This is a genomic window from Celeribacter arenosi (assembly GCF_039539485.1).
Classification (GTDB): Bacteria; Pseudomonadota; Alphaproteobacteria; order Rhodobacterales; family Rhodobacteraceae; genus Celeribacter; species Celeribacter arenosi.
Genome location: NZ_BAABDF010000006.1, coordinates 63,567 through 88,090 on the forward strand (window position 1 = coordinate 63,567; position 24,524 = coordinate 88,090).

Below are 24,524 nucleotides of genomic sequence, written 5' to 3' on the forward strand. Positions count from 1 at the left end.
CGCGTCTACCCGCGCCGCATCGACCGTTTCAATTCGCCAAACCGCATCGCGCCAAACATCTGCGCGAGGGTGAAATAGGCCACGATCCCGCCCGCCACCAGCATCAGCGTGCCGAGCCCGCGTGACAGATCAAACACCGGCCCCAACAGATACTCCAACGCGTAGAGCACGACACCCATCGCCACAGAGGCGGCCAGCACACGCGGTGCCCGCCGGATCGCGCGCGCGTCCAGATGCGCGCCTTCGCCCATGCTCTTTTTGCCCCGCCACAACAGCGCAACCATGGTCCACGCCGCGAGGCTCGTCGCCACCGCCGCCGCATAAAAGCCGATCACAAAGGACAGGCCGACCGCGGCCACCGCATTGATCACCATCGCCACCACCGCCAAACGGAACGGCGTGCGGGTATCCTCGCGCGCGAAATAGAGCGGCTGGAGCACCTTTTGCAGAACGAACGCGGGCAGTCCGAGCCCGTAGATCGCCACCGCCCATGCCGTCTTTTGCGCATCTTCCGGCGTGAACATCCCGCGTTGGAACAGGAACGAAATCAACGGCTCGGGGATCACGATCAACGCCACCGCCGCAGGCACCGTCAGCAACAGCGCGAATTCGAATGCACGGCTATAGGCATCGCGCGCGCCCGCACTATCGCCCGCCTGCAACCGGCGCGCCAGATCGGGCAGCAATACGATCCCGATCGCAATCGCCACCACGCCGAGCGGCAATTGATAGAGCCGGTCGGCGAGGTTGAGATACTGCAACGCGCCTTCCTGCGAAAAACTGGCGACCTGACGACCGACCAACAGATTGATCTGCACCACCCCACCGGCCAGCGCCGCAGGCCCCGCCAAAATCAACAGCCGCTTCATTTCCGGCGTCATGCGCGGCAGGCGCGGGCGCAGGGAAAACCCCGCCTTGGCTGCCGCGACCCAGACGACGCTCAACTGCGCAACACCGGCCACAGGCACGGCCCAAATCAACGCCCGCCCCACATCCGCGCCCATCCGCGCGGCAACAATCATCGCCCCCGACAGGATCACGTTGAGCAAAACAGGCGCCGCCGCCGCCGCCGCAAACCGCCCCGTGGCGTTCAAAACACCCGAAAACAGCGCCCCGAGCGAGATGAACAGCACATAGGGAAAGGTCACGCGCCCATAATCCACGGCCAAATCGAACCGCGCATCACCGATGAAACCGGCCGCCATCACAGTGACCAGCGCGGGCATGAAAATCATCGCCGCCACGGTCAAAACCAACAGCATGGCGGCCAGCGCCGATAGCGTATCCTCGGCAAAGGCGCGCGCATCCTCGCCCGCCTCGACCTTTTTGGAAAACAGCGGCACAAAGGCGACGTTCAACGTGCCTTCCGCGAAAAACCGGCGGAACATATTGGGCAGCGAAAAGGCGACCACAAAGGCCTCCGCCGCCGGTCCTGCCCCCAGAAAGGCGGCGATCAAGGCGTCGCGCACAAACCCCAAAATGCGGCTCATGAGGGTCCATCCCCCCACCGTCACAAAGCCGCGCAACAGGCGGATCGGGTTCATCCCTTAAGCGCCCGCAATGCGCCGGATTCAATCGCCGTGCGCAGCTTTTTCTCGAGCGCACGCTGCTTGGGTTCGGCGTGGATTTTCATCCCGAACATGTCCTTCACGTAAAAACTGTCCACGACCTGCGCGCCATAGGTGGCGATCTGCGCCGATGCGATGGAAATGCTGTTAGAGGCCAACTCCCGCGTCAGATCGAACAACAATCCGGGACGGTCGCGCGTATCCACCTCGATGATGGTGAAAATCTCGGAGCCCTCATTGTCGAATGTGATCGACGTGGGCACGTTGAATTTGCTCTCGCGCTTCTTGATCTTGTCGCGCGATTTGAGCGCATCGCGCGCCACAACTTCGCCCTTCAACGTCTTGCCGATCATCTGGCGCAGACGGGGCAGGCGGGACTGCTCATAGGGATTGCCATCGGCGTCCTGAACCCAGAAAATCGCCGTCGCATAGCCGTCTTTGGACGTATAGGTGCGCGCATCGACGACGTTGGCCCCCACCAGCGCGAGTGCCCCGGCAAGACGCGAGAAAATACCCGGATGGTCGGCCAGCGCGAAACAGGCCCGCGTCGCATCGCGGTCCTCGTCTGGATGCAGGTCGATGCGGATTTCATCGTTGCTGATCCCCTGCAAAAGCCCTGCGAAGATCACATGCGCAGAGGTCGGCAACCCCTGCCAGTACGGCCCGTAATGGCGTTGGGTTTCGGCGCGCTTTTCCGCCGTGGTCCAATCGCCCAAGGCCTCGCGCAGCGCCCGCTTAGCCTCGCCTTCGCGGAACTCGCGGTTGACCTCTTCGAGCCCGTGTTCGAGCGCAAAGGACGTCTGATGGTGCAGCCCGCGCAACAGTTGCGCTTTCCAGTTGTTCCACACATTCGGTCCCACGCCGCGAATGTCGCAGACCGTCAGAACCGTCAACAAATCCAACCGCTCGCGCGTCTTCACCGCCTTGGCAAAATCACGCACCGTGCGCGGGTCGGAAATATCGCGTTTCTGCGCCATATCCGACATCAACAAATGATAGCGCACCAGCCATTCGACCGTGTCGCATTCCGATGGTTTCAGCCCCAGACGCGGCGCCACCTTGCGCGCGATCCGTGCCCCGATCACCGAATGATCCTCGTCGCGCCCTTTGCCGATATCGTGCAGCAACAGCGCCACGAACAACACCTTGCGGTTCACTCCGGTTTTGAGAATGCCCGACGCGACAGGCAACTCCTCATGCAACTCGCCCCGCTCGATCTGGCTGAGCACGGAGATGCATTGGATCGTGTGCTCGTCGACCGTGTAGCTGTGATACATGTTGAACTGCATCATCGCGACGATGTGCTGGAATTCGGGAATAAACGCGCCCAGAACCCCCAATTCATTCATCCGCCGCAGCGCCCGTTCGGGGTTGCCGTGTTTGAGCATCAGGTCGAGAAACGTCTGCTGTGCCTCAGGCGTCTCGCGCATGTCCTGATCGATCACGTCGAGGTTGGCGGCAATCAGACGCATCATATCGGGGTGGAGCAGATAGCCGGTGCGCAAGGCCTCCGCAAAGACCCGCAACAGATTGAGCTTGTCGGCCAGAAACGCCTTCGGATCCTCGGCCCGCAGACGCCCGTTTTCGACGCTGAAACCCTTGGCCACCTTCACGCGGCGGCTCAGGAAACGTTGCAGTTTGGGCGTCTGTTTGACGTGGGCATCTTCCAGCGCGGTCAGGAAAATCCGCGTCAACTCGCCCACCCGCGTGGCGTGGCGGAAATAGTCCTGCATGAAATGTTCGACCGCGCGCCGCCCCGAATGGTCGACGTACCCGAGCCGCTCTGCGACCTCGACCTGCAGATCAAAGGTCAATTGATCCATCGCCCGCTCGGTCGTCAGATGTAGCGCATTACGCGTCGCGTGCAGAAACGTCTCGGCCTCCGAGAACTGGCGGTATTCATCGGCGGTATACAATCCGGCCTTGACCAGATCATGCGCCTTGCGAACGCCATGGACGTATTTCGCGATCCAGAACAGCGACTGCAAATCGCGCAATCCGCCTTTGCCCTCTTTGACATTGGGCTCCACGACATAGCGCTGGCCGCCCTGCTTGCGGTGGCGCTCGGCGCGCTCTTCCAACTTCGCCTCGATGAACTCGCGCGCTGTGTTGCGAAACAACTCCGAGCGCAATTTGACATGCAGATCATGGGCCAGATCTTCGTTTCCGGCCAGAAACCGCGTCTCCAACATCGCCGTGCGAATGGTGAAGTCCTCTTTGCCCAACCGCAGACAATCGCGCACCGTGCGCGTCGAATGTCCGACCTTCAAATGCAGATCCCAGAACATGTAGAGCATGCTCTCGACCACACTTTCGATCCATCCGGTGACCTTATGGGGGGCCAAAAACAACAGATCGACGTCCGAATAGGGCGACATCTCCGCGCGACCATACCCGCCCACGGCCAGCACCGCGATGCGCTCGCCCTGCGTGGGGTTGGGGTTGGGGTGCAATTTGACCATCGCCGTGTAGAGCACGGTGGTGACGATGCAATCGGTCAGCCACGCATAGGCATGCACCGCAGGGCGCGCATTGCGTGGCGCCTCGCTGATGGCTGCGGCAATCACCGCGCGCCCGTTCTGGTTGGCGGCATCGACCACGCCAATCGTGGCGGCGCGCACATCGGCCGGCGATTCCGCCGACGCCCATGCGTCCTTTAACGCGGCCTCGACCGCATCAATGTCAAAAATGACTTTTTCGTCGCAGATCAATTCCCCCGGAGGGGGCGGGACGAAGGTGCGGAGCGTCGGTTCCTTAGAAACCGGCGCCACCGAAGGCGCGGGGTGCGGGGTCAATCTCAATTACCTGATTGTTCTGGATCGTGGCGACGGACAGGCCACGCTGGTTGGTGCCGTCGCTGCGCAAACGGAACACGCCGTTCACACCCACGAAGCCGGAATTGCGCGTCAACGCCTGAGCGGTGAGCGCATCGGACGAACCGCTTTGCACCAAAGCCCCGATTGCCGCGATCCCGTCATAGGCGAGACCGGCCAGCGCATGGGGTTGTGCGCCATAGGCGGCGCTGTAGCGGTTCGCAAATGTGGTGGCCAGTTTCTGGTCGGGCAGTGCAAACCACGACCCCTGCAGACCGGGCACGCTGAGCGCCGAGGAGGGCACGTTCAACCGCTGCAACCCGATGAACTGCGGGTTCGGCGATTTGATCCCGTTCTCGGGCAACATCTGCGCAAACAGAGGCATCGCGCCATCATTGCCGGAGGTAAAGAAAATCGCATCCGCGCCGGTCGACTTCGCCGTGTTCGCAATCGGACGGATCGCATTGACCACGCCCTGCTGGCTCAACTCGACACTCTGCTCGGCGACCAGATTGGCCCCGCTGCGCGCAATCGCGCCCTTGATGGCGGCGGCACCGGCGGCTTCGGCGGCACTCTGGCCGCTAACGATCATCACGTTGCGTTTGCCTTTGGAGGCCGCGTAGGACACCAGACGGCTGGCCGTATTGTCAAAGGTCGGGCCGAGGATAAACACGTTCCCGCCGGCAATCGCGGGGTTGTTGGAGAAGGACAGAACGTTCACGCCCTTGGTCGCCGCCGCAATCCCGGCGAGCTTGGCAGACCCGCCATATAGCGGCCCGAGAATGATTTTCGCGCCTTCGTTGACTGCACGTGTCGCGGCCGCATTGGCCCGCTCTGCCTGACCGCCCGTCGCATAGACGCGCAGGTCGATTTGAACCCCGTCGAGGTCCGCAATCGCCAGTCGCGCCGCGTTTTCGAGCGATTTGGCCACCGCCGCATCCCCGCCTTGCGCAGATTCGTAGGGCACCAACAGGGCGACCGGAACCGGCGCGTTGGTGTTGATTTTCGGACCACCGGCACTGGGCACGGCAATCTGGTCACAGGCGGCAAGCGCAACAAAGGACAGCGCCAGTACAAGTTTCGAGAGCGACTTGCGGGCGACACGCAGAACAGCGAACATGGGTAAACCTCACTTCAGGCAACAGGAACCCCATGACGGGGTGTGCGAATTGAGGGGCAATCTACGGGAGCCCTCCCGATGTGTAAACGCCGCAAAGAACGGAATGTCATGTGAATTTCGAAATCAAGCAGCTTCCCGCCGGACTTTATTTCGTCGCAACGCCGATCGGCAACGCGCGCGATATCACCCTGCGCGCGCTCGACATTCTGGCCTCTGCCGATGTCTTGGCCGCCGAGGACACGCGCTCTTTGCGCCATTTGATGGAGATCCACGGCATCCCTCTCGCCGGTCGCCACATCATCGCCTACCACGATCACAACGGTGCCTCCGCGCGCCCGCGCCTGCTCGGCCTGATGGCGCAGGGCAAATCGCTCGCCTATGCCTCGGAGGCGGGAACACCGCTGGTGGCCGACCCGGGATTTGTGCTCGGACGGGACGCGATTGCCGCCGATATTCCCGTAACATCGGCCCCCGGTCCCTCGGCGGTGATCGCCGCGCTGTCGATTTCGGGCCTGCCCACCGACCGCTTCCTGTTTGCGGGCTTCCCGCCCTCCACCGCAGGCGCGCGCCGGCGCATGTTTGACGAACTCTCGCCCCTGCGCGCCACTCTGGCCTTTTACGAAAGCCCCAAACGCGTCAACCGCACCTTAACCGAACTCGCCGACACTTTCGGACCAGACCGCCCCGCGGTGATCTGCCGCGAACTCACCAAACGATTCGAGGAAGTGCGCCGTGGCACGCTCGCCTCATTGGCCGACGATCTCGCCGACGTGACGCTCAAAGGCGAGGTGGTGATGCTCGTCGGATACGCCGAAGCCGCCGCGCCACAGGAAGAGGACGTGGAGGCCGCCCTCGACGCCGCCCTCAAATCGTCGAGCGTCAAAGACGCCGCCGCAGAGGTCGCGGCAAAATACGGATTGAAGAAACGCGACGTCTATCAACTGGCGCTCGCCCGCACCGCAAAGGACTGACCCCTGCCCACCGATCCGGCCCCGAGCGCGCGCGCCAGACGCGGCACGCACAACTACCACGCCGGTCACGCCGCCGAGGGTGTCGTGGCGCGCCACTACACCGAAAAGGGCGGCGAGGTGGTGGAAACCAACTGGCGCGGACGGGCAGGGGAAGTCGACCTGATCGCGCGCCACGGTGACCTCACCATCTTCGTGGAGGTCAAAACATCGCGCACCCTTGCGCAGGCCACAGACCTCCTGCGCCCCGCCCAACTCGCCCGCATCGCGCGCGCGGCAGAGGAATATATGGGTGGCGCGCTCACCGATTTCCGCATCGATGCCGGCTTCGTGGACGCCAGTGGCGCAATCACCCTCTACGAGAACGTCACAGCCTACTCCTGACCCCATCGGTGCGGGCGCGCACAGCCACATGCGCCCGCGCGTTCCGACAAGACCATTGAACGCCACCCGCGCATGGTCCATCTAAGGGGAAAGCCCTGAGGAGCCCAGATTTGACCAGCCCCCGTTCCCTGCCACGTTCCCTGAAAATCGCGGTCCAGATGGACCCGCTCGCCCCCGTCAACATCAATGCCGATAGCACATTCCGCATCATGGAAGAGGCGCAGGCACGCGGGCATAGCCTGTTTTACTACACGCCCGACCACCTCGCCTTTCAGGAAGGCCGCGTCACCGCGCGCGGCTGGCCCGTCACGGTGCGCCGCGAAGAGGGCAACCATTTCACCGCCGGCGACATGCAGGAAGTCGACCTGTCGGACTACGACGTCGTCTGGCTGCGCCAGGATCCGCCGTTCGACATGGGCTACATCACAACCACCCATATCCTCGACCTGATCCACCCCGAAACGCTGGTCGTCAACGACCCGTTCTGGGTGCGCAACTACCCCGAAAAACTGCTCGTGCTGCGCTTTCCCGACCTCACGCCGCCCACCGCCATCGCGCGCGACCTCGCCACGATCAAATCGTTCAAGGAAAAGCACGGCGACATCATCCTCAAACCGCTCTACGGCAATGGCGGCGCGGGCGTGTTCCGCCTCGATGAAAACGACCGCAACCTGTCCTCGCTGCACGAACTCTTCACCGGCTTCTCGCGCGAACCCCTGATCGTGCAGAAATTCCTGCCCGCCGTGTCCAAGGGCGACAAACGCATCATCCTCGTGGACGGCGACCCCGTCGGCGCGATCAACCGCGTGCCACAGGCGGGGGAAACCCGCTCCAACATGCACGTCGGCGGACGCCCCGAAAAAATCGGCCTCACGGACCGCGACCGCGAAATCTGCGACGCCATCGGCCCGCTCCTGCGCGAAAAGGGTCAGGTCTTTGTGGGGATCGACGTGATCGGCGACTACCTCACCGAAATCAACCTGACCTCACCGACCGGCATTCAGGAACTCGAACGCTTTGACGGCACCAATGCCGCCGAGGCGATCTGGGTCGCGATCGAGGGCCGCGTCGGCTAGGCGCGTTCACATCTGCGCGCCGAGCGATCGGTAACTCAAAGCCTCCGCGACATGGGGGCGGCGCACATCCGCCTCGCCCGCCAAATCCGCAATCGTACGCGCCACGCGCAAAACGCGGTGATACCCGCGCGCCGAAAGCCCGAGCCTTTCTGCCGCCCGCGTGAGCATGTCGCGCCCCTCGGCATCCGGCGTGGCCGTGGCATCCAAGGTCGCGCCCTCCGCATCGGCATTGCTGCGCGCATCGCTACCCGCATAACGCGCCGCCTGAATATCGCGCGCCGCACGCACGCGGGCTGCCACCGTGGCCGAACTCTCGCCACTGCCCGGCAATTCGAGATCACCAAAGGCAACCGGCGGCACATCGAGGCGCAGATCAAACCGGTCCATCAACGGTCCCGACACCCGCCCCAAATAATCGCCCCCGCACACCGGCGCCTTGGAACAGGCCCGCGCAGGATCGGGCATATACCCGCATTTGCACGGGTTCGCCGCCGCCACCAACATGAACCGCGCAGGGTAGCTGATATGGGCATTGGCGCGCGCCACCATCACCGCCCCCGATTCAACCGGCTGGCGCAAGGTTTCGAGAACCGCACGCGGAAATTCCGGCAATTCATCCAGAAACAGCACACCATTATGCGCCAGCGATATCTCACCGGGTTGCGCCCCGCGCCCACCGCCCACAATCGCCGCCATGGACGCCGTGTGATGGGGTTCGCGAAACGGGCGCACACGGGAAATGCCGCCGTCCTCGATCAGACCGGCGAGCGAATGGATCACGGATGTCTCCAACGCCTCCTGCGCGCCCAGAGGCGGCAGGATCGTCGGCAAACGCGCCGCCAACATGGATTTCCCCGACCCCGGCGTGCCCACCATCAACAGGTGATGACGCCCCGCCGCCGCAATCTCGAGCGCGCGTTTGGCCTTTTCCTGCCCCTTCACATCGCGCAGATCACGCCCGAAAACCTCATCGCTTACCTCACCGGGCTCGGCGGCATGCAGCGGTCGATCTCCGGTGAAATGGCGCAGTAGCTGCGTCAGCGTGCGGGCCGCGAAAACCGGCGTCGCCCCGACCCACGCGGCCTCCGCCCCGCAAGCGTCCGGGCAGGCCAGCACGCAATCGAGCTCCGCCGCCTTCAACGCCGCAGGCAGCGCCCCGTTGACCCCGACCAGCGATCCATCCAGCGCCAGTTCCCCCAGCGACAGACAGGCCTCTATGCGATCCTCGGGCAAAACCCCGATCGCCGCCAAAACCGCCAACGCGATGGGCAAATCGAAATGCGATCCCACCTTGGGCAGGTCCGCAGGCGACAGGTTGATGACGATCTTTTTGGAGGGCAGGGCGATCTGCATCGCTCCCAATGCGGCCCGCACCCTTTCGCGCGCCTCGCTCACTGCCTTATCGGGCAGCCCGACGATGGCGAATGACGGCAATCCCGGCGAAACGGCGCATTGGACCTCCACGCGACGGGCTTCGACGCCTTCAAAGGCGACGGTAAAAGTGCGTGCGACCACCTGGCCCTCCGAGCTTAACCATTCTTAACCGCTGTAGCGCGGTTATGGTTAGCGAAGGGTTAAGAAGCGCGCGCCCTCACAGCGCCACAGGCCAAGGCTTGGTCGCGATATCCATCGCGTAAGGCACAGGATCATAGGACTTTTTCGCCCCCTCGCGACGCCATGTGCGAAACGCCTCATCCTCCAGATGCGCCATCGCAAAGGCGGCCAGCCGATCCGACACAGGCAGGTCATATCCCACAATGCGCGCCGCAACCGGCGCATAAAACGCATCCGCTGCCGAATAATCCCCGAACAACCACGGCCCCGATCCCCCAAACCGCTCAAAGGCGCGCGCAAACAACTCCTCGATGCGCGCCAGATCACCCTTCACCGCATCGGAGACCTCGAACCCGTCATAGACATGCAGCAATTGCATCGGACAGGCAGAGCGCAACGCCCCAAACCCACTGTGCATCTCCGCCACTAACCAACGCGCATAGATCCGCGCCGCCGCATCACGCGGCCAATGGCCCGCATCGGGGTTCTCCTCGGCCAGCGTTTCGAGCATGGCGATGCTTTCACCGACCACCTCACCGGCGGGCGTGCGCATCGTCGGCACCAACCGCGCCGGCGCAAGCGGTTCCATCTCCTGCGCCATCTTCCCGTTAAAGAGTCCCACCAGATGCGTGCGCACAGGCACGTCGAACTTGTGGAACAGCAACCACCCGCGCAGCGACCAACTCGAAAATGTCTGGTCGCCGATGTATAGATCGTAGGTCATTTTGCGTCTCCTGATGGGGCTTTCGCAAAACCCTAAACGAGGGGTCGCCATCGCCAAAACGCTATCTGGCAATGGGGCCGATCAAGGAAAGTGATTGATCCGCTCGGCCTCCCACGCCCCCTGCGCCCAATCGCCGTGGCGGGCAATCACACTCAGCGACAGCGGCGCGATCTCGTGGCCCAAAACCTCCGCGGCAGGACAGTTCAGCGCCTTTTGCAACAGCGACAGGATCACCCCCATATGCGCCACCACGATCACATCGCCATGGCCCGCAACCGCCTCGCTGACCCGCGCGCCGAAGGCATTCCAACTCTCCCCGCCGGGCGGTGCACTCTCCCCGGGTGTTTCGAACACCCCGCGCGTCAGATGCGGGTCCCGCGCCTCGACCTCGGCCCATGTCAGCCCCTCCCACGCCCCGAAATGCGTCTCGCGCAGGCGCGGATCATGGGGCAGGCGGGCCCGCGTGGCCTGAATCGCATCCGCCGTTTTCACCGCGCGTGTCAGGTCAGAGGAGATCACCGGCACATCGGGCAAAGCCGCCTCGAGCCGCGCAATCGTCGCCACATCCGACAGGTCGGCGGGCAAATCGGTCCACCCGACAAAGCCCTTGGCATGGGTGGGACCATGGCGCACCAACCACAGGCGACTGACCCCGCTCACCCGAGCGCCTCTGGCATCGCGCCCTTCAACACAAACGGCAGCCCCGCCATCACGCCCACCACGCAATCCGCCGCGCCCGCCAGTTGCGCGTTCAGCGCCCCCTGTTCGATGCGAAACCGGCGCGCCAAGGCGTTCTCGGGCACAATCCCCAGACCCACTTCGTTGGACACCACCACCACCCGCGCGCGCGTCTCACGCAGCGCCTCCATCAGACGCGCCGACTCGGCGATCAGGTCGTTTTCGGCCAAAAGATGGTTCGTCAGCCACATCGTCGCACAGTCAAAGAGCAGGATTTCACCGTCACTTGCCGAAAAAATCACCTCTGAGGCGTTAAGAGGCTCCTCGATTGTGCGCCAATCCGGGCCCCGATCTGTGCGGTGTTGCGCAGCCTTTGTGCGCATCTCTTCGTCGTATAGCTGCGCCGAGGCCAGATAAATCCTGTCCAAACCACTGGAAACGCATATCTTTTCCGCCGCCGAAGACTTCCCCGAAGAAGCCCCGCCCAGAAGAAGTGTGAATCTTTCGCACATGTTCGTGAAACCGTGTGTCATCTCGATGCGTTAATGTTGCGTAACAGGAGTAGCCAACACCCGCAAACGGTCGAAGAACCCGCGGCACCAATTTTGGAGGATGACATGGCACTCGACACAATGGCTCACGACAACGCCCTTCCGCGTCGCGCGATGAAGGCAGAGATGCTGGACGCCGACACAGAACGCAATCTCGCCATCGCATGGCGTGACAACCGCGACGAAGCCGCCCTGCACCGATTGATCACCGCCTACATGCGGCTGGCGATCTCGCAGGCTGCAAAATTCAAACGCTACGGCGCCCCGATGAACGACCTCATTCAGGAGGCGGGTCTCGGCCTGATGAAGGCGGCTGACAAATTCGACCCCGACCGCGGCGTGCGCTTTTCGACCTACGCGGTCTGGTGGATCAAAGCCTCCGTGCAGGACTATGTGATGCGCAACTGGTCGCTGGTGCGCACCGGCTCGACCTCTTCGCAAAAATCGCTGTTCTTCAACATGCGCCGCGTGCAGGCCCGCTTTGAACGCGAAGCCGCCAATCGGGGCGAAAACCTCGACCGCGCGCAATTGCTGCAACGGATCGCCATGGAAATCGGCGTTCCCCTGCGCGATGTGGAGATGATGGACGGACGCCTGTCGGGCTCCGATTTCTCGCTCAACGCCCAGCAATCGGGCGACGAAGAAGGGCGCGAATGGATCGACACGCTGGCCGATGAGGGCGAAACCACCGCCGAACGCGTCTCCGAGGACCACGATCAGGCCCAACTGCGCCGCTGGATCAGCGAGGCGATGGACGAATTGTCGGAACGCGAACGCTTCATCCTGCGCCAACGCAAACTGGCCGACGATCCCCGCACCCTCGAAAGCCTCGGCGAAGAGCTGCGCCTGTCCAAGGAACGCGTGCGCCAACTCGAAGCCGCCGCCTACGTCAAAATGCGCCGCACGCTCGAACAGCATGGCGAAGCGCTCTCGTCGATGCTGGTCTGAGGGACGGCCGCGCTTGCGATCACGCGGACGCCCGCTTACACCTTGTTCATCACGTTCAAGGGGGCGCATATATGCTCGTCGACAAGACCATACTCCTCGTCATCGGTGGCGGCATCGCGGCGTTCAAATCGCTCGATCTGATCCGCCGCCTGCGCGATGAGGGCGCGCGCGTCGTGCCCGTGCTGACCAAAGCCGCCGAGGAATTCGTCACCCCGCTCTCCGTCTCTGCGCTCAGCGCCGAGAAATGCTACCGCGACCTCTTTGACCTCACCGACGAGGCCGAGATGGGCCATATCGAACTCAGCCGCCTCGCAGACCTCGTCGTCGTCGCCCCCGCCACCGCTGACCTCCTGGGCAAAATGGCAAACGGGCTGGCCAATGATCTGGCCTCCACGCTGCTGATGGCCACCGACAAACGCGTCCTCGTCGCCCCCGCGATGAATGTCAAAATGTGGGAACACCCCGCTACGCAGCGCAATGTCGCCACGCTCAAATCCGACGGCGTGCTCTTTGTGGGCCCCGACGAGGGCCCGATGGCCTGTGGCGAATTCGGCTACGGGCGCATGTCCGAGGTCCCCGATATCATCGCCGCCACCTCTGCGGCGCTGGGCGACGGCCCGCTCAAAGGCAAACATATCCTCGTCACCTCCGGCCCGACCCATGAACCCATCGACCCCGTGCGCTACATCGCCAACCGGTCGTCGGGCGCCCAAGGCACCGCCATCGCCGCCGCCCTGCGCGATCTCGGCGCGCGCGTCAGCTTCGTGACCGGCCCCGCAGACGTGCCCCCGCCCCAAGGTGTCGATGTCATCGCCGTGCAAACCGCCGCAGAGATGAAAACCGCCGTGGATCGCGCCCTGCCTGCCGATGCCGCCATCTTCGCCGCCGCCGTCGCCGATTGGCGCGTCACTTCGGCGAGCGGGTCAAAGATCAAAAAAACAAACGGAAAGCTGCCTGAAATCACATTTTCGGAAAACGAAGACATATTGGCCGGCGTTTCCGCCCTGAAAAAGAACCGCCCCGCATTGGTCGTGGGCTTTGCCGCCGAAACCGACGATGTCATCGCGCATGCCACCGCAAAACGCGCGCGAAAAGGATGCGACTGGATCGTGGCCAATGACGTCTCGCCGGAAACCGGCATCATGGGCGGCTCCGAAAACGACGTCACCCTGATCACCGCCGAGGGCCTCGAAAACTGGCCCCGCATGGCCAAATCAGAGGTCGCCCGCACCCTCGCCGCGCGCATCGCCGCCGCTCTGAACGGCTAGGCCATGTCGAAAATCGCGCTGAAAATACAATGGCTTGAGGGTGCGGACCGCGACATCGCTCTGCCACATTACGCCACCGAACAGGCCGCGGGCGCGGATGTGCGCGCCAACTTCCCGCCCGAGAACCGCGACGGCATCACACTGCCCCCCGGTGCGCGCGCCCTCATCCCCACCGGCTTTGCCATGGAAATCCCGCGCGGCTATGAGGTCCAGATCCGCCCGCGATCCGGCCTCGCCCTCAAACACGGCATCACGCTGGTCAATTCACCGGGCACGATCGACGCCGATTATCGCGGCCCCGTGGGCGTGATCGTGGTGAACCACGGCGACGCGCCCTTTACGATCACCCACGGCGAACGCATCGCGCAAATGGTCCTCGCCCCGGTGCTACAGGGTGATTTCGCCCTCGCCACCGACCTCGGTGACACGCAACGCGGCGCTGGCGGTTTCGGCTCCACAGGCCGGACATGATCCTCTTTCTCGCCCTCGCCGCCGCGCTTTGGGGCGTGGGCGCCTATACCGGTGCCCCCGCGCGCGCGCGTTGGGCGATGATCGGCGTGCTCTACCTCGCCGTCCTGCTCGCCGTGGCGATCCTGCCCGAGGGCGCGCAGCCCTTCGGCGGGCGCCTTGGCGAATGGCTCCTGCTTGGCGCATTTGCCGCCATCGTCACCAGCTACCGCCTTCTCCTGCGCCGCCTGCGCGCGCGCGCCACGCCCGCCACCGCACAACCCGATCCCGCCCAACCCGACCCCGCATCAAACGGCCCCTTCACGGCGGGCGAACTCGACCGCTACATGCGCCACATCGTGCTGCGCGACATTGGCGGCCCGGGTCAGAAAAAACTCAAAGAAACCAGTGTGTTAATCATCGGGGCAGGGGGTCTTGGCGCCCCCGTCATCCAATATCTCGCCGCCTCCGGCGTGGGCACTCTGGGCGTGATCGACGACGACATCGTGGACCTCTCCAACCTGCAACGTCAGGTCATCCACACCGACGCCCGCATCGGCATGCCAAAGGTCTTCTCCGCCGCCGAAGCCGTCGCCGCCCTCAACCCCCACGTCACCTTGCGCCCCTACAACCGCCGCTTTGACGAAACCTGCGGCGCGCTCATCGCCGAGTACGACATGGTCATTGATGGCTGCGATAATTTCGACACCCGCTACCTCGTGAACCGGCTCTGCGCTGCGCAGCATAAACCCCTCCTCGCCGCCGCGATCACGCAATGGGAAGGTCAAATCAGCACATATAATTCTGGCGAAAACGCGCCCTGCTATCAATGTGTGTTCCCAAATTCCCCATCCCCCGACATGGTCCCGACCTGCGCCGAGGCCGGCGTCGCTGCCCCGCTGCCCGGCATCCTCGGCACCATGCTCGCTATGGAAGCGGTCAAGGAAATCACCGGCGCGGGCACGGGCCTGTCGGGACGCCTGCTCATCTATGATGCGCTGCACACCGAAACCCGCACCATTCGCACCAAAAAGCGCGCCGATTGCCCCGTTTGCGGGTGATCCGCCTTTAACCTGCCGCGCGGCGCCCCTAAATTCGCGTAAAAGGAGTCCCTGATGACCAATCCGCTTCTCACCGACTGGAACACCCCCTTTGATCTGCCGCCCTTCGAGCTGATCGAGGACGCCCATTTCAAACCCGCCTTCGAGGCCGCCCTCGACGCAGGCCGCGCCGCCGTCAAGGCGATCACCGACAACCCCGAGCCGCCGACATTTGAGAACACCATCGACGCCTATGAGCGCGCCGACGACCTTCTCTCGCGCGTGCTCGGCGTCTTCTTTGGCATCTCCGGCGCCGACAGCAACGATACCCGCGAAGAACTCCAACGCGAATTCTCCCCGCGCCTTGCCGGCTATGCCTCTGAAATCACCTCGAATTCCGCCCTCTTCGCGCGGATCGAAACGCTGTGGAATGCCCGCGACACCCTCGATCTGACCCCCGAGCAGGCCCGCGTTTTGATGCTCACCCACCGCTCCTTCATCCGTGCCGGTGCCGCGCTCGATGAGGTCGCAGAGGCGCGCATGGCCGCGATCAAATCGCGTCTGGCCACGCTCGGCACCGCCTTTTCCCAAAACCTGCTCGCCGATGAGCGCGCGTGGTTCATGCCGCTCGCGGAGGCCGACCTCGACGGTCTGCCCGACTTCGTCATCTCCGCTGCGCGCGCCGCAGGCGAAGACAAAGGGCAGGACGGTCCGGTCCTGACGCTCTCGCGCTCGCTCATTGTGCCGTTCCTGCAATTTTCGACCCGCCGCGACCTGCGCGAAAAGGCGTTTCGCGCATGGACCGCGCGCGGCGCCAACGGCAACGACCATGACAACCGCGCCAATGCCGCCGAAATCCTCGCCCTGCGCGAAGAGCGCGCCAAACTCCTCGGCTACGACAGCTTCGCCGCCTATAAACTCGAAACCGAGATGGCCAAAACCCCCGACGCCGTGCGTGACCTGTTGATGTCCGTCTGGGAGCCCGCAAAAAATGCTGCGCAGCAAGACGCGGAAATCATTGAAAAAATGCTAGTGGCCGATGGCCTCTCCGCCCCCGTCGAACCATGGGATTGGCGCTACTACGCCGAGAAACGCCGCCGCACCGAACACGGCCTCGACGAAGCCGCCCTCAAACCCTATCTGCAACTCGACCGCATGATAGAGGCCGCCTTCACCTGCGCCACGCGCCTCTTCGGCCTCGAATTCGAGCGCCTCGATCTGCCCGCCTACCACGCCGATGTGTCGGTCTGGAGCGTGACGCGAAACGGTGAACCCGTGGCCACATTCCTCGGTGATTACTACGCGCGCGGCTCCAAACGATCCGGCGCGTGGTGCATGGCGATGCGGTCGCAACAAAAGCTCGACGGGGACATCCAGCCCATCGTCGTAAACGTGTGCAATTTTGCCAAACCGGCGGCAGGACAGCCCGCACTCCTGTCCTGTGATGATGCAAAGACGCTCTTCCACGAGTTCGGCCATGCCCTGCACCAGATGCTCTCCAACGTCACCTACCCGTCGATTTCGGGCACCTCCGTGGCGCGCGATTTCGTCGAACTGCCCTCGCAGCTCTATGAGCACTGGCTCGACGTGCCACAGGTCCTCGAAGAGTTTGCCACCCACGCCGAGACCGGTGAACCCATGCCGCGTGACATGCTCGACCGGCTGCTCGCGGCCCAGACCTTTGACCAAGGGTTCGCGACCGTGGAATACGTCGCCTCCGCGCTCGTCGATCTCGACTTCCACGACGGCCCCGCGCCCACCGACCCGATACAGGCGCAGGCCGAAACGCTCGACCGGATCGGCATGCCCCACGCCATCACCATGCGCCACGCGACCCCGCATTTCGCGCATGTCTTCTCCGGCGACGGCTATTCGGCGGGCTATTATTCCTACATGTGGTCGGAGGTCATGGACGCCGATGCCTTCGAGGCCTTCGATGAAAACGGTGCCTTCGATGCGGACACCGCCAAACGGCTGGAGGCCGCGATCCTGTCCACCGGCGGCTCGCGCGACCCCGAAGACCTCTACACCGAATTCCGCGGCCGCATGCCGGGGGTAGAGGCGTTGCTCAAAGGGCGCGGATTGCTGCCCGCCTAATCCGCCTCGCCCGCGACGTCTTTGTGAATAATCACATCGGCGTTGGGGTAGGCGGCGAGGATATCGGACTTCAACTGCGCGGAGATCGCATGGGCTTCGCGCAGGCTCTGATCCCCATCCAGTTCGATGTGGATGTGGATGAACGGCTTTGATCCGGCCATGCGCGTTTTGAGATCGTGAAAGGCATGCACGCCCTCGGTCTGATCCGTCATCGCCTCGATTTCGGCCACCACCTCGGCGGGTGCGGAGCGGTCCATCAACGCGTCCCACGCCCGTTTGCCCAGACGCAATGCCCCCACCGCGATCAACGCCGCAGCGCCCAATGCAACCACCGCGTCAATCGAGGTCACCCCGAAAAACGCCGACGCGCCGAGCGCAATGATCGCCCCGATGTTGGGGATCAAATCGCCCACATAATGCAACCGGTCGGCGGCCACGACTTTGGACCCTGTGGTGCGCGCAACCCGTTGTTGCCAAAGGACTAATGCGATGGTCAGGACGATGGAAAACACCATCACCACCACGCCGCGCCCCTCTTGGGCCATCACCGCCGGCTCGGGCGCGAGCAACCGGCGCACCCCGCTCACCGCGATGATCGCGGCGGAGACGAGGATGAAGGCCGACTGCCCGAGGGCGGCCAGATCCTCCGCGCTTGTGTGGCCGAAACGGTGGTCCTCATCGGGGGGGCGCGCGGCGTAATAGATCGCGATCAACCCGCCAATCGCCATCATCAGATCGAGCCCGCTATCGGCCAGAGACGCCGCCACAGACAACGCCCCCGTCGCCCCGAAGGCCCAGATTTTCGCCACCACGAGGATCAGCGCCACACTGACCGAGGCCAATCCGGCCCGCATGTTCAGACTATGGTGTCCGCTCGCATCGCTCATGTCTTACCCTCGCAGACCCGCCTGCGTTATTCCAGAACCTCGTCGGCCCCGATGCCCCATAGACCGACCTTGGTGACCCAGCCTTTGTACCCGTCCGCGCTCACGCGGCACCAGTCGACCTTGCACGACAAGAGGCGCAGGATCACACCCTTTTCGGCATGGGCGTTGAGCGGGCTGGTCGGATCAGGACGGGCATGCAGATCAACCGTCTCCGCCTCGACGAGCGCCATACGCACCCCCGAAATCAGCGAATAATGCAGCCACCCGACAGCCCCGTCATTGTCACGCACACGCCGCCAGTGACCATATTCCGCGATCACCTCCAAAGGCGTGCCACGGCGGGTAAAAACCCAATCAATCCGGTGACTTAGTGATGGTCCACGGCGCACGTTCGCCTCATTGGCCTTGAGCGAGACAAAGCGGGGCAGGGGCAGATTGGTGACCGATCCGCGCGCAGGCCTCTCGGGCTCGTCGCCCTCGTCGCCCTCGTCGGCGCCCACGTTCTCGTCTGCATCATGGGGCTGGCTCACCGCACTCCCGGTGCCCTCTTGGGCCACCGCAGGGCTGACACCAAAACCACCGCCCGAAAAAAGGATCGCGATCATCGCCACACAGCCAAAGATCACCACCCGAAAACTGCCAATCATTACCAAAGGTCCCGCTCGTTTTTGCCTGTTCTGCGACCGTTTCGCGGCCGTCCTGCGGTCCGGTGCGCGCCTCTATGTCGCGCGCGCCCGATTTGCGCCCTTTACGGCTTGCTCCCGCCGGACGGACTTTGCCAGTATGGACATGAAAAGGAAAGCCGCTGAGGACCCAGCATGCCCAAACCGCCCCTGAAAATCGTCGTCACGCGCCACCTGCCCGACCCGGTGGAGGCCCGCCTGAAAGAGCTGTTTGACGTGGAACTGAGCGCTTCTGACGCGAAAATGACCCGCGAGGAACTCGTGGAGGCCATGCTGCGCGCCGACGTCCTCGTGCCCTGCGTGACGGACCGAATCGATAGCGCCATGCTCGCCGCAGGCGAAGGCCGCCTCAAACTCATCGCCAATTACGGCGCAGGCGTCGACCACATCGACGTGGCCAGCGCCCAACACCGCGGCATCCTCGTCACCAATACCCCGGGCGTTGTCACCGAAGACACCGCCGATATGGTCATGGCCTTGATCCTCGCCCTCACACGGCGCATCCCTGAGGGCCAACACGCCATGCAAAGCGCGATCTGGACCGGCTGGGCCCCGACCGCGTTCATGGGCAAACGGCTCGGCGGGCACGCGATCGGCATCCTCGGCATGGGCCGCATCGGTCAGGCCGTCGCACGGCGCGCGCGCGCCTTTGGCATGTCCGTGCACTACCACAACCGCCGCCGCCTCCACCCCGATATCGAGGCAGAGACCGGCGCGACCTATTGGGAAAGCCTCGACCAGATGGTCAGTCGCGTCGACATCCTGTCGATCAACTGCCCGCACACCCCCTCGACCTTCCACCTCATCAACGCGCGCCGCCTGAAACTCATGAAACCCGATGCGGTGATCGTGAACACATCACGCGGCGAGGTGATCGACGAAAACGCCCTCACCCGTGGCCTGCGCGCTGGCGACATCGCGGGGGCAGGGCTCGACGTGTTCGAACACGGCCACCAGATCAACCCGCGCCTGCGCGAATTGCCCAACGTCGTCCTCCTGCCCCACATGGGCTCGGCCACGGTCGAAGGGCGCATCGAAATGGGTGAAAAAGTCCTGCTCAACATCCACACCTACGCCGACGGCCACCGCCCGCCCGACATGGTCGTCCCCTCGATGGTGTGAAAGACTGCGGTGCCTGCAGGCCACGTTGGGTTGCTGTGAGCCCAGTGCTACACGAACTATTTAGAAGCCGTCTTCAACAGAGCGAGGATTTTGGGGCCGTAACTGCGAGCGAAATCCGATGCATTTGATTGAAGATCTACACCGTGCACCGCTTCATTCATTACTGGCATCAAATCTTGCAAAAGCACCGTGGCTTCATCCGGAATGGCCCCCGCCTTGGCAAGATCTTCGGACAACGATCGAAGTGTTCGTGGTCGCCCTCTTACATCTGGTGCTAGCGACACATCTTCAGCGATTTTTCGCAAACGGCGCTCAATCTGAACTCGAAGCATCGCGATGCCAAGGTTCGGATCATTATCTTCGAAGTACTTGAATGCGTTAATGTCCTCCTCGTCAGGAGTAGTTTGACTTGCGTCCAACTGGCCCTCGACTTTCGCAAACACAATCTCGAAACCACCTGGTGCATTAATTCTCTCAATAATCCCAAGCACCCAAGGAACGATTGCTAGTGCCAATGCTCCAGCAGCGATAGGTGAAAGCGTTTTCCAAAAGGTATCAAATAGAGCGATTGCAATGCAAAAGATGCTAAGTGCGAGTTTGAATTTATAACTTTTCCACATCGATTCCAAATGTTGCACAGTACGATCCCTGCAAATGAATTTCATCTCGCATACCACAAAAATTAGTCAATCTAAACGTCCACTCCGTCCCGCATCGCCGCCTACCGCGATTTTCCCTTCAAAAGATAATACGGAACTTTACCCACCCCCTTCGGCGTTACTCCTTCGAACCGCAACGAAAGGAGGACCCGATGAATTGGGACCAAGTTCAAGGCAAATGGAAACAGCTCAAAGGCAAAGCCCAAGAGCAATGGGGCGAATTGACCAACGACGATCTCGATCAGGTCGAAGGCAATCGTGACCAACTCGAAGGCAAGATTCAGGAACGCTACGGCAAGAGCAAAGAACAGGCCCGCGCGGAAGTAAACGACTTCCTCGACCGCATCTGAGGATGCCCTGATCCCCTCCCTCTCCCTGATTAACCGACGTAGGCGCGCTCCCCTCCCGGGCGCGCCTTTGTCGTGTCTCTACCCGCCGCGTTTCTACCCGCGCTGATCGCGAATGAACGTGCCGTTCTGCAATTCCTGCATCGCCTGCATCAACTCCTCGCGGGTGTTCATCACGATCGGCCCGTGCCATGCCACCGGTTCTTTCAACGGCTGACCGGAGATCAACAGAAACCGGATGCCCTCCGGCCCCGCGCGCACGATGACCTCATCGCCCGTGTCAAAGTTCACCAAGGTGCGGTCGCCCGACATGTCGCGGATGTTGATCTCTTCGCCCTCGACCTCCTTTTCGACCCGCACGCCATAGGGCGCAGAGGCGTCGCGGAAACTCCCCGTTCCGGCAAAGATATAGGCAAAGGTATTGGCATAGGTGTCCACCGGCAGGCGTTTGGTGGTGTTGGGCGGCACAGACACGTCGAGATAGAGCGGATCGGCCGCGATCCCGTCCACCGGCCCGCGTTTGCCCCAAAACGACCCCGTCACGATCTTCACCCGCGTGCCGTCATCGTCGATCACCTCTTCGATGTCGCTGCCCGCAATGTCCTGATAGCGCGGCGCGGTCATCTTCAAAGACGACGGCAGGTTCGCCCAGAGCTGGAACCCGTGCATCTGCCCCTTGGCGTTCCCGCGCGGCATTTCCTGATGCATGATCCCTGACCCGGCGGTCATCCATTGCACCGACCCCGCACCCAAGACACCCCGATTGCCCAAGCTGTCGCCATGCTCCACCTCGCCGTCGAGCACATAGGTAATCGTCTCGATCCCGCGGTGGGGATGCCACGGAAAACCGGCCTCGAACTTTGCGGGATCATCGTTGCGGAAATCGTCAAACAACAGAAACGGATCGAACTCGCGCGGCTTGTGAAAGCCAAAGGCGCGGTACAGATGGACACCCGCGCCCTCAAGCGTGGCCTGTCCTTGGGTTTCTGATTTCACAGGGCGGAATGTCATACCAAACTCCTAGATGCGTTTGGTTAACTATGTGGCCTGTGCCCCTATCGCGTAAAGAGCCGCGCGCACACGCCTCATGTGCATGTGCGCGCAGATAGACCTTATTGCTCGATCAGCTCGCGCAGATCTTCGGCAAATGTCACCACCAGATCCTGGTAGTAGTTCGTCGAACTCGCAATCGCGGTGTCAATCAACGCACCGGTGCGGGTCTTGGCGGCTTCACCGGCCGTCACCTGAACCGGATAGGTCGCGATCACAGCGCCATCGGCGGTGGTCAAACGGGCCTGACCGATCAGCTTGGACTGGTCCCACCCAAAGGCGGTGCGGCCACTGTCGGCCACGTTCAGACGCGCAATATCGACCAGCAGGTTCGCCCCGTTCGGGGCCCGACGGTCGGCAAACTCACGTTCCAGAGCCGCGGTCAGATCGGGATCGAGCGCGCTTGCATAGTCCCCGGCGCGGGCGCTTTCAAAAGCGGCGCCTGTGGTGACAACTTCAATCGCTCCGATCGCGAGACCATCGGCCTGCGCCCGGCTCAGCGGGTTACTTCTCGGCATGGGAGCACAGGCAGCAAGGCTCGCAATCATAGCCGTAGCGAAAACAACATTCTTCATGGTTTAACACTCCTTATCGCGCGCGCGTATGGCGGCGCGATGCGGATAAGACGACGAAAGTGCGCGTTTACAATTCCCGTCGAAATTTAATTATTCCGCTGTGCAAATCAGCAACATATCCCCGCGCCGCAGGTCACACCCAACACATTGATAAAACTGGATAATTACCCAACATCCACGGTGCGCGCTCCAACGGGTCACAGGGGCAGGGCGCGCCCCTACTTCTTGTTGTTGTAAACATTCTCCGGTCCGGGGAATTCGCGCGCCTGAACGTCGGCTGCGTAGTCGGCCACCGCCTGCTCGATTGCCGGTCCCAATGCCCCGTATTTCTTCACGAACTTCGGCACCCAGGGGTTCAGCCCCAGCATATCCTCCAACACCAAAATCTGCCCGTCGCACTTCTTGGACGCGCCGATCCCGATGGTGGGAATATCCACCGCTTCGGTGATCTCGTCGGCCAGAGGTTCCACAACCCCCTCGACCACCACCGCAAAAGCACCGGCCTTGGTCACGGCTTTCGCATCGGCGATATGCATGTCCCATGTGTCGCGGTCGCGCCCTTGGGTCTTGAACCCGCCCATCACATTGGTGGACTGCGGCGTGAGGCCGATATGGGCCATCACCGGAATGCCGCGCTCGACGAGGAAACGGATCGTCTCCTCCATGCGCGCCCCGCCTTCCAGCTTGACCGCCTGACATTGCGTTTCCTTCATGATCTTGGCGGCATTGCGGAACGCCATATTCGGGCTTTCCTCATAAGTGCCAAAGGGCATATCGACCACGATCAGCGCCGATTTCGTGCCGCGCACAACCGCGCGCCCGTGCATGATCATCAGGTCCAAAGGCACGCCAACCGTGCTCTCCATCCCGTGCATCACCATGCCCAAACTGTCGCCCACCAGAATGAAGTCGGCGTATTTGTCCACGATCGCGGCCGTATGCGCGTGATAGGAGGTCAAAGACACAATCGGCTCGCCGCCTTTGCGGGCCCGGATTTGCGGCACGGTTGTGCGGCGGATTTGTTCGGTTTGGGTGGACATTGTCGGCCTCCTCAGGTCGGGTCTGCAACACGTTGATCGATGAGTAGCACATCGCCAAAGCGCGCTGCGAGTAGAATGACGACAGGTGCTTCAATCGGCCCCGTCACCTCGGCCAATGTCGCCGCATCGCGCACATCGACACTCTCGACGACGGCGCGCGGCTCACGGGCCAGAAACGCACGAATGCTCTCCTCCAACTCCGCGCCGGTGCGCCCGTCGGAGGCCTCGTAATCACCATAGGCCAGCGCCTTGTTCAAAATCACCGCCGCCGCGCGATCCTCGGGGCTCAGGCGCACATTGCGGCTCGACATCGCCAACCCGTCGGCCTCGCGCACCGTCGGCACACCGGTAATCTCGATGGGCATATCCAGATCGCGCACCATGGTCTTGATTACGAGAAGCTGCTGGTAATCTTTCTCCCCGAAAAACGCCCGATCCGCGCCGACGATGTTGAACAGCTTGGACACAACCGTGCACACGCCCGCGTAATGCCCGGGCCGCAAAGCGCCCATCAACATCCCCGCCAAACCTTCGGTCACAACCGTGGTCTGCGCGCCCGCGTGATACATCTCCTCCACAGAGGGGCAGAAAACCGCATCCACACCTGCCGCCTCCAAAAGCGCGAAATCACGCGCCTCGTCGCGCGGATAGGCGTCCAGATCGGCCGCCTCGCCAAATTGCGTCGGGTTGACGAAAATCGTCACCACAACGCGATCGCAGCCCTCCCTGGCCGCGCGCACCAACGTCATGTGCCCGTCGTGCAGAAATCCCATGGTGGGCACCAGACCCACGCTTTCGCCCGCCCCGTGATACCCTGCCACAGCCGCGCGTATGTCCGATTTCGTCCGGCAAACCTGCATCTTCGATCCTCTTGTCGCGGCCTTCTGACAGGGCCCTGCGCGCCCAGATTATCCCCCTCCCAGCG

General features: G+C 62.8%; 24 protein-coding genes. 10 read left to right on the plus strand and 14 right to left on the minus strand.

The genetic code is table 11. From position 1 onward, the window contains the following. Positions 1 to 5: 5 nt before the first annotated feature. The 3 genes from murJ to ABD815_RS06205 are packed head-to-tail and all read right to left on the minus strand — an operon-like array spanning position 6 to position 5,501. Positions 6 to 1,544: a murein biosynthesis integral membrane protein MurJ gene (murJ, locus tag ABD815_RS06195; protein WP_344845069.1), complete on the minus strand. Its 1,539-nt coding sequence runs from the start codon at positions 1,542 to 1,544 to the stop codon at positions 6 to 8. Beyond that, positions 1,541 to 4,363: a [protein-PII] uridylyltransferase gene (locus ABD815_RS06200; RefSeq protein WP_425549848.1), complete on the minus strand. Its 2,823-nt coding sequence runs from the start codon at positions 4,361 to 4,363 to the stop codon at positions 1,541 to 1,543. Before ABD815_RS06200 ends, murJ begins: the two co-directional genes overlap by 4 nt. After that, positions 4,323 to 5,501: a penicillin-binding protein activator gene (locus ABD815_RS06205; RefSeq protein ID WP_344845072.1), complete on the minus strand. Its 1,179-nt coding sequence runs from the start codon at positions 5,499 to 5,501 to the stop codon at positions 4,323 to 4,325. The genes ABD815_RS06200 and ABD815_RS06205 overlap by 41 nt, the downstream gene beginning before the upstream one ends. Before the next feature lie 110 nt (positions 5,502 to 5,611). On the opposite strand from ABD815_RS06205, the gene rsmI reads away from it, so the two are divergent. The 3 genes from rsmI (at position 5,612) to gshB (ending at position 7,929) form a co-directional block, all read left to right on the plus strand. Next, on the plus strand, positions 5,612 to 6,472 hold the full coding sequence (rsmI, locus tag ABD815_RS06210; protein WP_344845075.1) for a 16S rRNA (cytidine(1402)-2'-O)-methyltransferase: 861 nt from the start codon (positions 5,612 to 5,614) through the stop codon (positions 6,470 to 6,472). An 84-nt stretch (positions 6,473 to 6,556) separates the two neighbouring features. Continuing rightward, the gene (locus ABD815_RS06215; RefSeq protein ID WP_344845078.1) at positions 6,557 to 6,853 is read left to right on the plus strand and encodes a YraN family protein; all 297 of its coding nucleotides are present in this window, start codon (positions 6,557 to 6,559) and stop codon (positions 6,851 to 6,853) included. Between the two features lie 140 nt (positions 6,854 to 6,993). Then, complete coding sequence (gene gshB / locus ABD815_RS06220; protein WP_344845818.1) at positions 6,994 to 7,929, plus strand: glutathione synthase; 936 nt, start codon at positions 6,994 to 6,996, stop codon at positions 7,927 to 7,929. 6 nt (positions 7,930 to 7,935) lie between these two features. Here gshB and ABD815_RS06225 read toward each other — a convergent pair whose 3' ends face one another. From ABD815_RS06225 to cobU, 4 genes are all read right to left on the minus strand, one after another. Then, positions 7,936 to 9,444, minus strand: coding sequence for a YifB family Mg chelatase-like AAA ATPase (locus tag ABD815_RS06225; protein ID WP_344845081.1), 1,509 nt, complete (start codon positions 9,442 to 9,444; stop codon positions 7,936 to 7,938). A 76-nt stretch (positions 9,445 to 9,520) separates the two neighbouring features. After that, the gene (locus ABD815_RS06230; protein WP_344845085.1) at positions 9,521 to 10,207 is read right to left on the minus strand and encodes a glutathione S-transferase; all 687 of its coding nucleotides are present in this window, start codon (positions 10,205 to 10,207) and stop codon (positions 9,521 to 9,523) included. An 81-nt stretch (positions 10,208 to 10,288) separates the two neighbouring features. Further along, positions 10,289 to 10,867, minus strand: coding sequence for a histidine phosphatase family protein (locus tag ABD815_RS06235; RefSeq protein ID WP_344845088.1), 579 nt, complete (start codon positions 10,865 to 10,867; stop codon positions 10,289 to 10,291). Beyond that, on the minus strand, positions 10,864 to 11,397 hold the full coding sequence (gene cobU, locus ABD815_RS06240; RefSeq protein WP_344845091.1) for a bifunctional adenosylcobinamide kinase/adenosylcobinamide-phosphate guanylyltransferase: 534 nt from the start codon (positions 11,395 to 11,397) through the stop codon (positions 10,864 to 10,866). Before cobU ends, ABD815_RS06235 begins: the two co-directional genes overlap by 4 nt. A 105-nt stretch (positions 11,398 to 11,502) precedes the next feature. On the opposite strand from cobU, the gene ABD815_RS06245 reads away from it, so the two are divergent. The 5 genes from ABD815_RS06245 (at position 11,503) to ABD815_RS06265 (ending at position 17,236) form a co-directional block, all read left to right on the plus strand. Continuing rightward, positions 11,503 to 12,384: an RNA polymerase factor sigma-32 gene (locus ABD815_RS06245; RefSeq protein WP_344845094.1), complete on the plus strand. Its 882-nt coding sequence runs from the start codon at positions 11,503 to 11,505 to the stop codon at positions 12,382 to 12,384. 71 nt (positions 12,385 to 12,455) lie between these two features. Continuing rightward, entirely contained in the window at positions 12,456 to 13,652 is a 1,197-nt protein-coding gene (coaBC, locus tag ABD815_RS06250) for a bifunctional phosphopantothenoylcysteine decarboxylase/phosphopantothenate--cysteine ligase CoaBC (RefSeq protein ID WP_344845097.1), read from the plus strand. Positions 13,653 to 13,655: 3 nt separating this feature from the next. Then, a complete protein-coding gene (gene dut / locus ABD815_RS06255) occupies positions 13,656 to 14,123 on the plus strand; it encodes a dUTP diphosphatase (protein ID WP_344845099.1) in 468 nt (155 codons plus the stop codon). Continuing rightward, on the plus strand, positions 14,120 to 15,160 hold the full coding sequence (locus ABD815_RS06260) for a HesA/MoeB/ThiF family protein (RefSeq protein WP_344845101.1): 1,041 nt from the start codon (positions 14,120 to 14,122) through the stop codon (positions 15,158 to 15,160). The genes dut and ABD815_RS06260 overlap by 4 nt, the downstream gene beginning before the upstream one ends. A 54-nt stretch (positions 15,161 to 15,214) precedes the next feature. Further along, positions 15,215 to 17,236, plus strand: a complete 2,022-nt coding sequence (locus ABD815_RS06265; protein WP_344845105.1) for a M3 family metallopeptidase — start codon at positions 15,215 to 15,217, stop codon at positions 17,234 to 17,236. Here the strand turns inward: ABD815_RS06265 and ABD815_RS06270 are convergent. Together ABD815_RS06270 and ABD815_RS06275 are read right to left on the minus strand one after the other, a co-directional pair. Further along, positions 17,233 to 18,123, minus strand: coding sequence for a cation diffusion facilitator family transporter (locus ABD815_RS06270; RefSeq protein ID WP_344845108.1), 891 nt, complete (start codon positions 18,121 to 18,123; stop codon positions 17,233 to 17,235). The genes ABD815_RS06265 and ABD815_RS06270 overlap by 4 nt on opposite strands. A gap of 26 nt (positions 18,124 to 18,149) precedes the next feature. Beyond that, entirely contained in the window at positions 18,150 to 18,770 is a 621-nt protein-coding gene (locus ABD815_RS06275; RefSeq protein WP_344845111.1) for an SH3 domain-containing protein, read from the minus strand. A gap of 171 nt (positions 18,771 to 18,941) precedes the next feature. On the opposite strand from ABD815_RS06275, the gene ABD815_RS06280 reads away from it, so the two are divergent. Beyond that, positions 18,942 to 19,928: a 2-hydroxyacid dehydrogenase gene (locus tag ABD815_RS06280; protein WP_344845115.1), complete on the plus strand. Its 987-nt coding sequence runs from the start codon at positions 18,942 to 18,944 to the stop codon at positions 19,926 to 19,928. Positions 19,929 to 19,984: 56 nt separating this feature from the next. Here ABD815_RS06280 and ABD815_RS06285 read toward each other — a convergent pair whose 3' ends face one another. After that, a complete protein-coding gene (locus tag ABD815_RS06285) occupies positions 19,985 to 20,566 on the minus strand; it encodes a hypothetical protein (protein ID WP_344845117.1) in 582 nt (193 codons plus the stop codon). A 173-nt stretch (positions 20,567 to 20,739) separates the two neighbouring features. On the opposite strand from ABD815_RS06285, the gene ABD815_RS06290 reads away from it, so the two are divergent. Beyond that, on the plus strand, positions 20,740 to 20,937 hold the full coding sequence (locus tag ABD815_RS06290) for a CsbD family protein (protein ID WP_344845120.1): 198 nt from the start codon (positions 20,740 to 20,742) through the stop codon (positions 20,935 to 20,937). Between the two features lie 93 nt (positions 20,938 to 21,030). Here the strand turns inward: ABD815_RS06290 and ABD815_RS06295 are convergent, their stop codons facing one another. The 4 genes from ABD815_RS06295 to panC form a co-directional block, all read right to left on the minus strand. Then, positions 21,031 to 21,945, minus strand: coding sequence for a pirin family protein (locus ABD815_RS06295; protein WP_344845123.1), 915 nt, complete (start codon positions 21,943 to 21,945; stop codon positions 21,031 to 21,033). A 101-nt stretch (positions 21,946 to 22,046) separates the two neighbouring features. Continuing rightward, positions 22,047 to 22,559 (minus strand): hypothetical protein, encoded by a 513-nt coding sequence (locus tag ABD815_RS06300; RefSeq protein WP_344845125.1) that lies wholly within the window; start codon positions 22,557 to 22,559, stop codon positions 22,047 to 22,049. Between the two features lie 218 nt (positions 22,560 to 22,777). Then, a complete protein-coding gene (gene panB, locus ABD815_RS06305; protein ID WP_344845127.1) occupies positions 22,778 to 23,599 on the minus strand; it encodes a 3-methyl-2-oxobutanoate hydroxymethyltransferase in 822 nt (273 codons plus the stop codon). Positions 23,600 to 23,610: 11 nt separating this feature from the next. Further along, positions 23,611 to 24,459: a pantoate--beta-alanine ligase gene (panC, locus tag ABD815_RS06310; RefSeq protein ID WP_344845131.1), complete on the minus strand. Its 849-nt coding sequence runs from the start codon at positions 24,457 to 24,459 to the stop codon at positions 23,611 to 23,613. Between the last annotated feature and the right edge of the window lie 65 nt (positions 24,460 to 24,524).

Excerpts from the sequence above, each read along its gene's own strand:
- ABD815_RS06245 (WP_344845094.1), top strand. The coding sequence starts at position 11,503 with ATGGCACTCGACACAATGGCTCACGACAACGCCCTTCCGCGTCGCGCG.
- murJ (WP_344845069.1), bottom strand. The coding sequence starts at position 1,544 with ATGAACCCGATCCGCCTGTTGCGCGGCTTTGTGACGGTGGGGGGATGG.
- ABD815_RS06205 (WP_344845072.1), bottom strand. The coding sequence starts at position 5,501 with ATGTTCGCTGTTCTGCGTGTCGCCCGCAAGTCGCTCTCGAAACTTGTA.
- ABD815_RS06290 (WP_344845120.1), top strand. The coding sequence starts at position 20,740 with ATGAATTGGGACCAAGTTCAAGGCAAATGGAAACAGCTCAAAGGCAAA.
- ABD815_RS06270 (WP_344845108.1), bottom strand. The coding sequence starts at position 18,123 with ATGAGCGATGCGAGCGGACACCATAGTCTGAACATGCGGGCCGGATTG.
- panC (WP_344845131.1), bottom strand. The coding sequence starts at position 24,459 with ATGCAGGTTTGCCGGACGAAATCGGACATACGCGCGGCTGTGGCAGGG.
- panB (WP_344845127.1), bottom strand. The coding sequence starts at position 23,599 with ATGTCCACCCAAACCGAACAAATCCGCCGCACAACCGTGCCGCAAATC.
- ABD815_RS06300 (WP_344845125.1), bottom strand. The coding sequence starts at position 22,559 with ATGAAGAATGTTGTTTTCGCTACGGCTATGATTGCGAGCCTTGCTGCC.
- dut (WP_344845099.1), top strand. The coding sequence starts at position 13,656 with ATGTCGAAAATCGCGCTGAAAATACAATGGCTTGAGGGTGCGGACCGC.
- coaBC (WP_344845097.1), top strand. The coding sequence starts at position 12,456 with ATGCTCGTCGACAAGACCATACTCCTCGTCATCGGTGGCGGCATCGCG.
- ABD815_RS06265 (WP_344845105.1), top strand. The coding sequence starts at position 15,215 with ATGACCAATCCGCTTCTCACCGACTGGAACACCCCCTTTGATCTGCCG.
- ABD815_RS06230 (WP_344845085.1), bottom strand. The coding sequence starts at position 10,207 with ATGACCTACGATCTATACATCGGCGACCAGACATTTTCGAGTTGGTCG.
- cobU (WP_344845091.1), bottom strand. The coding sequence starts at position 11,397 with ATGTGCGAAAGATTCACACTTCTTCTGGGCGGGGCTTCTTCGGGGAAG.
- ABD815_RS06280 (WP_344845115.1), top strand. The coding sequence starts at position 18,942 with ATGCCCAAACCGCCCCTGAAAATCGTCGTCACGCGCCACCTGCCCGAC.
- ABD815_RS06260 (WP_344845101.1), top strand. The coding sequence starts at position 14,120 with ATGATCCTCTTTCTCGCCCTCGCCGCCGCGCTTTGGGGCGTGGGCGCC.
- ABD815_RS06275 (WP_344845111.1), bottom strand. The coding sequence starts at position 18,770 with ATGATTGGCAGTTTTCGGGTGGTGATCTTTGGCTGTGTGGCGATGATC.
- ABD815_RS06295 (WP_344845123.1), bottom strand. The coding sequence starts at position 21,945 with ATGACATTCCGCCCTGTGAAATCAGAAACCCAAGGACAGGCCACGCTT.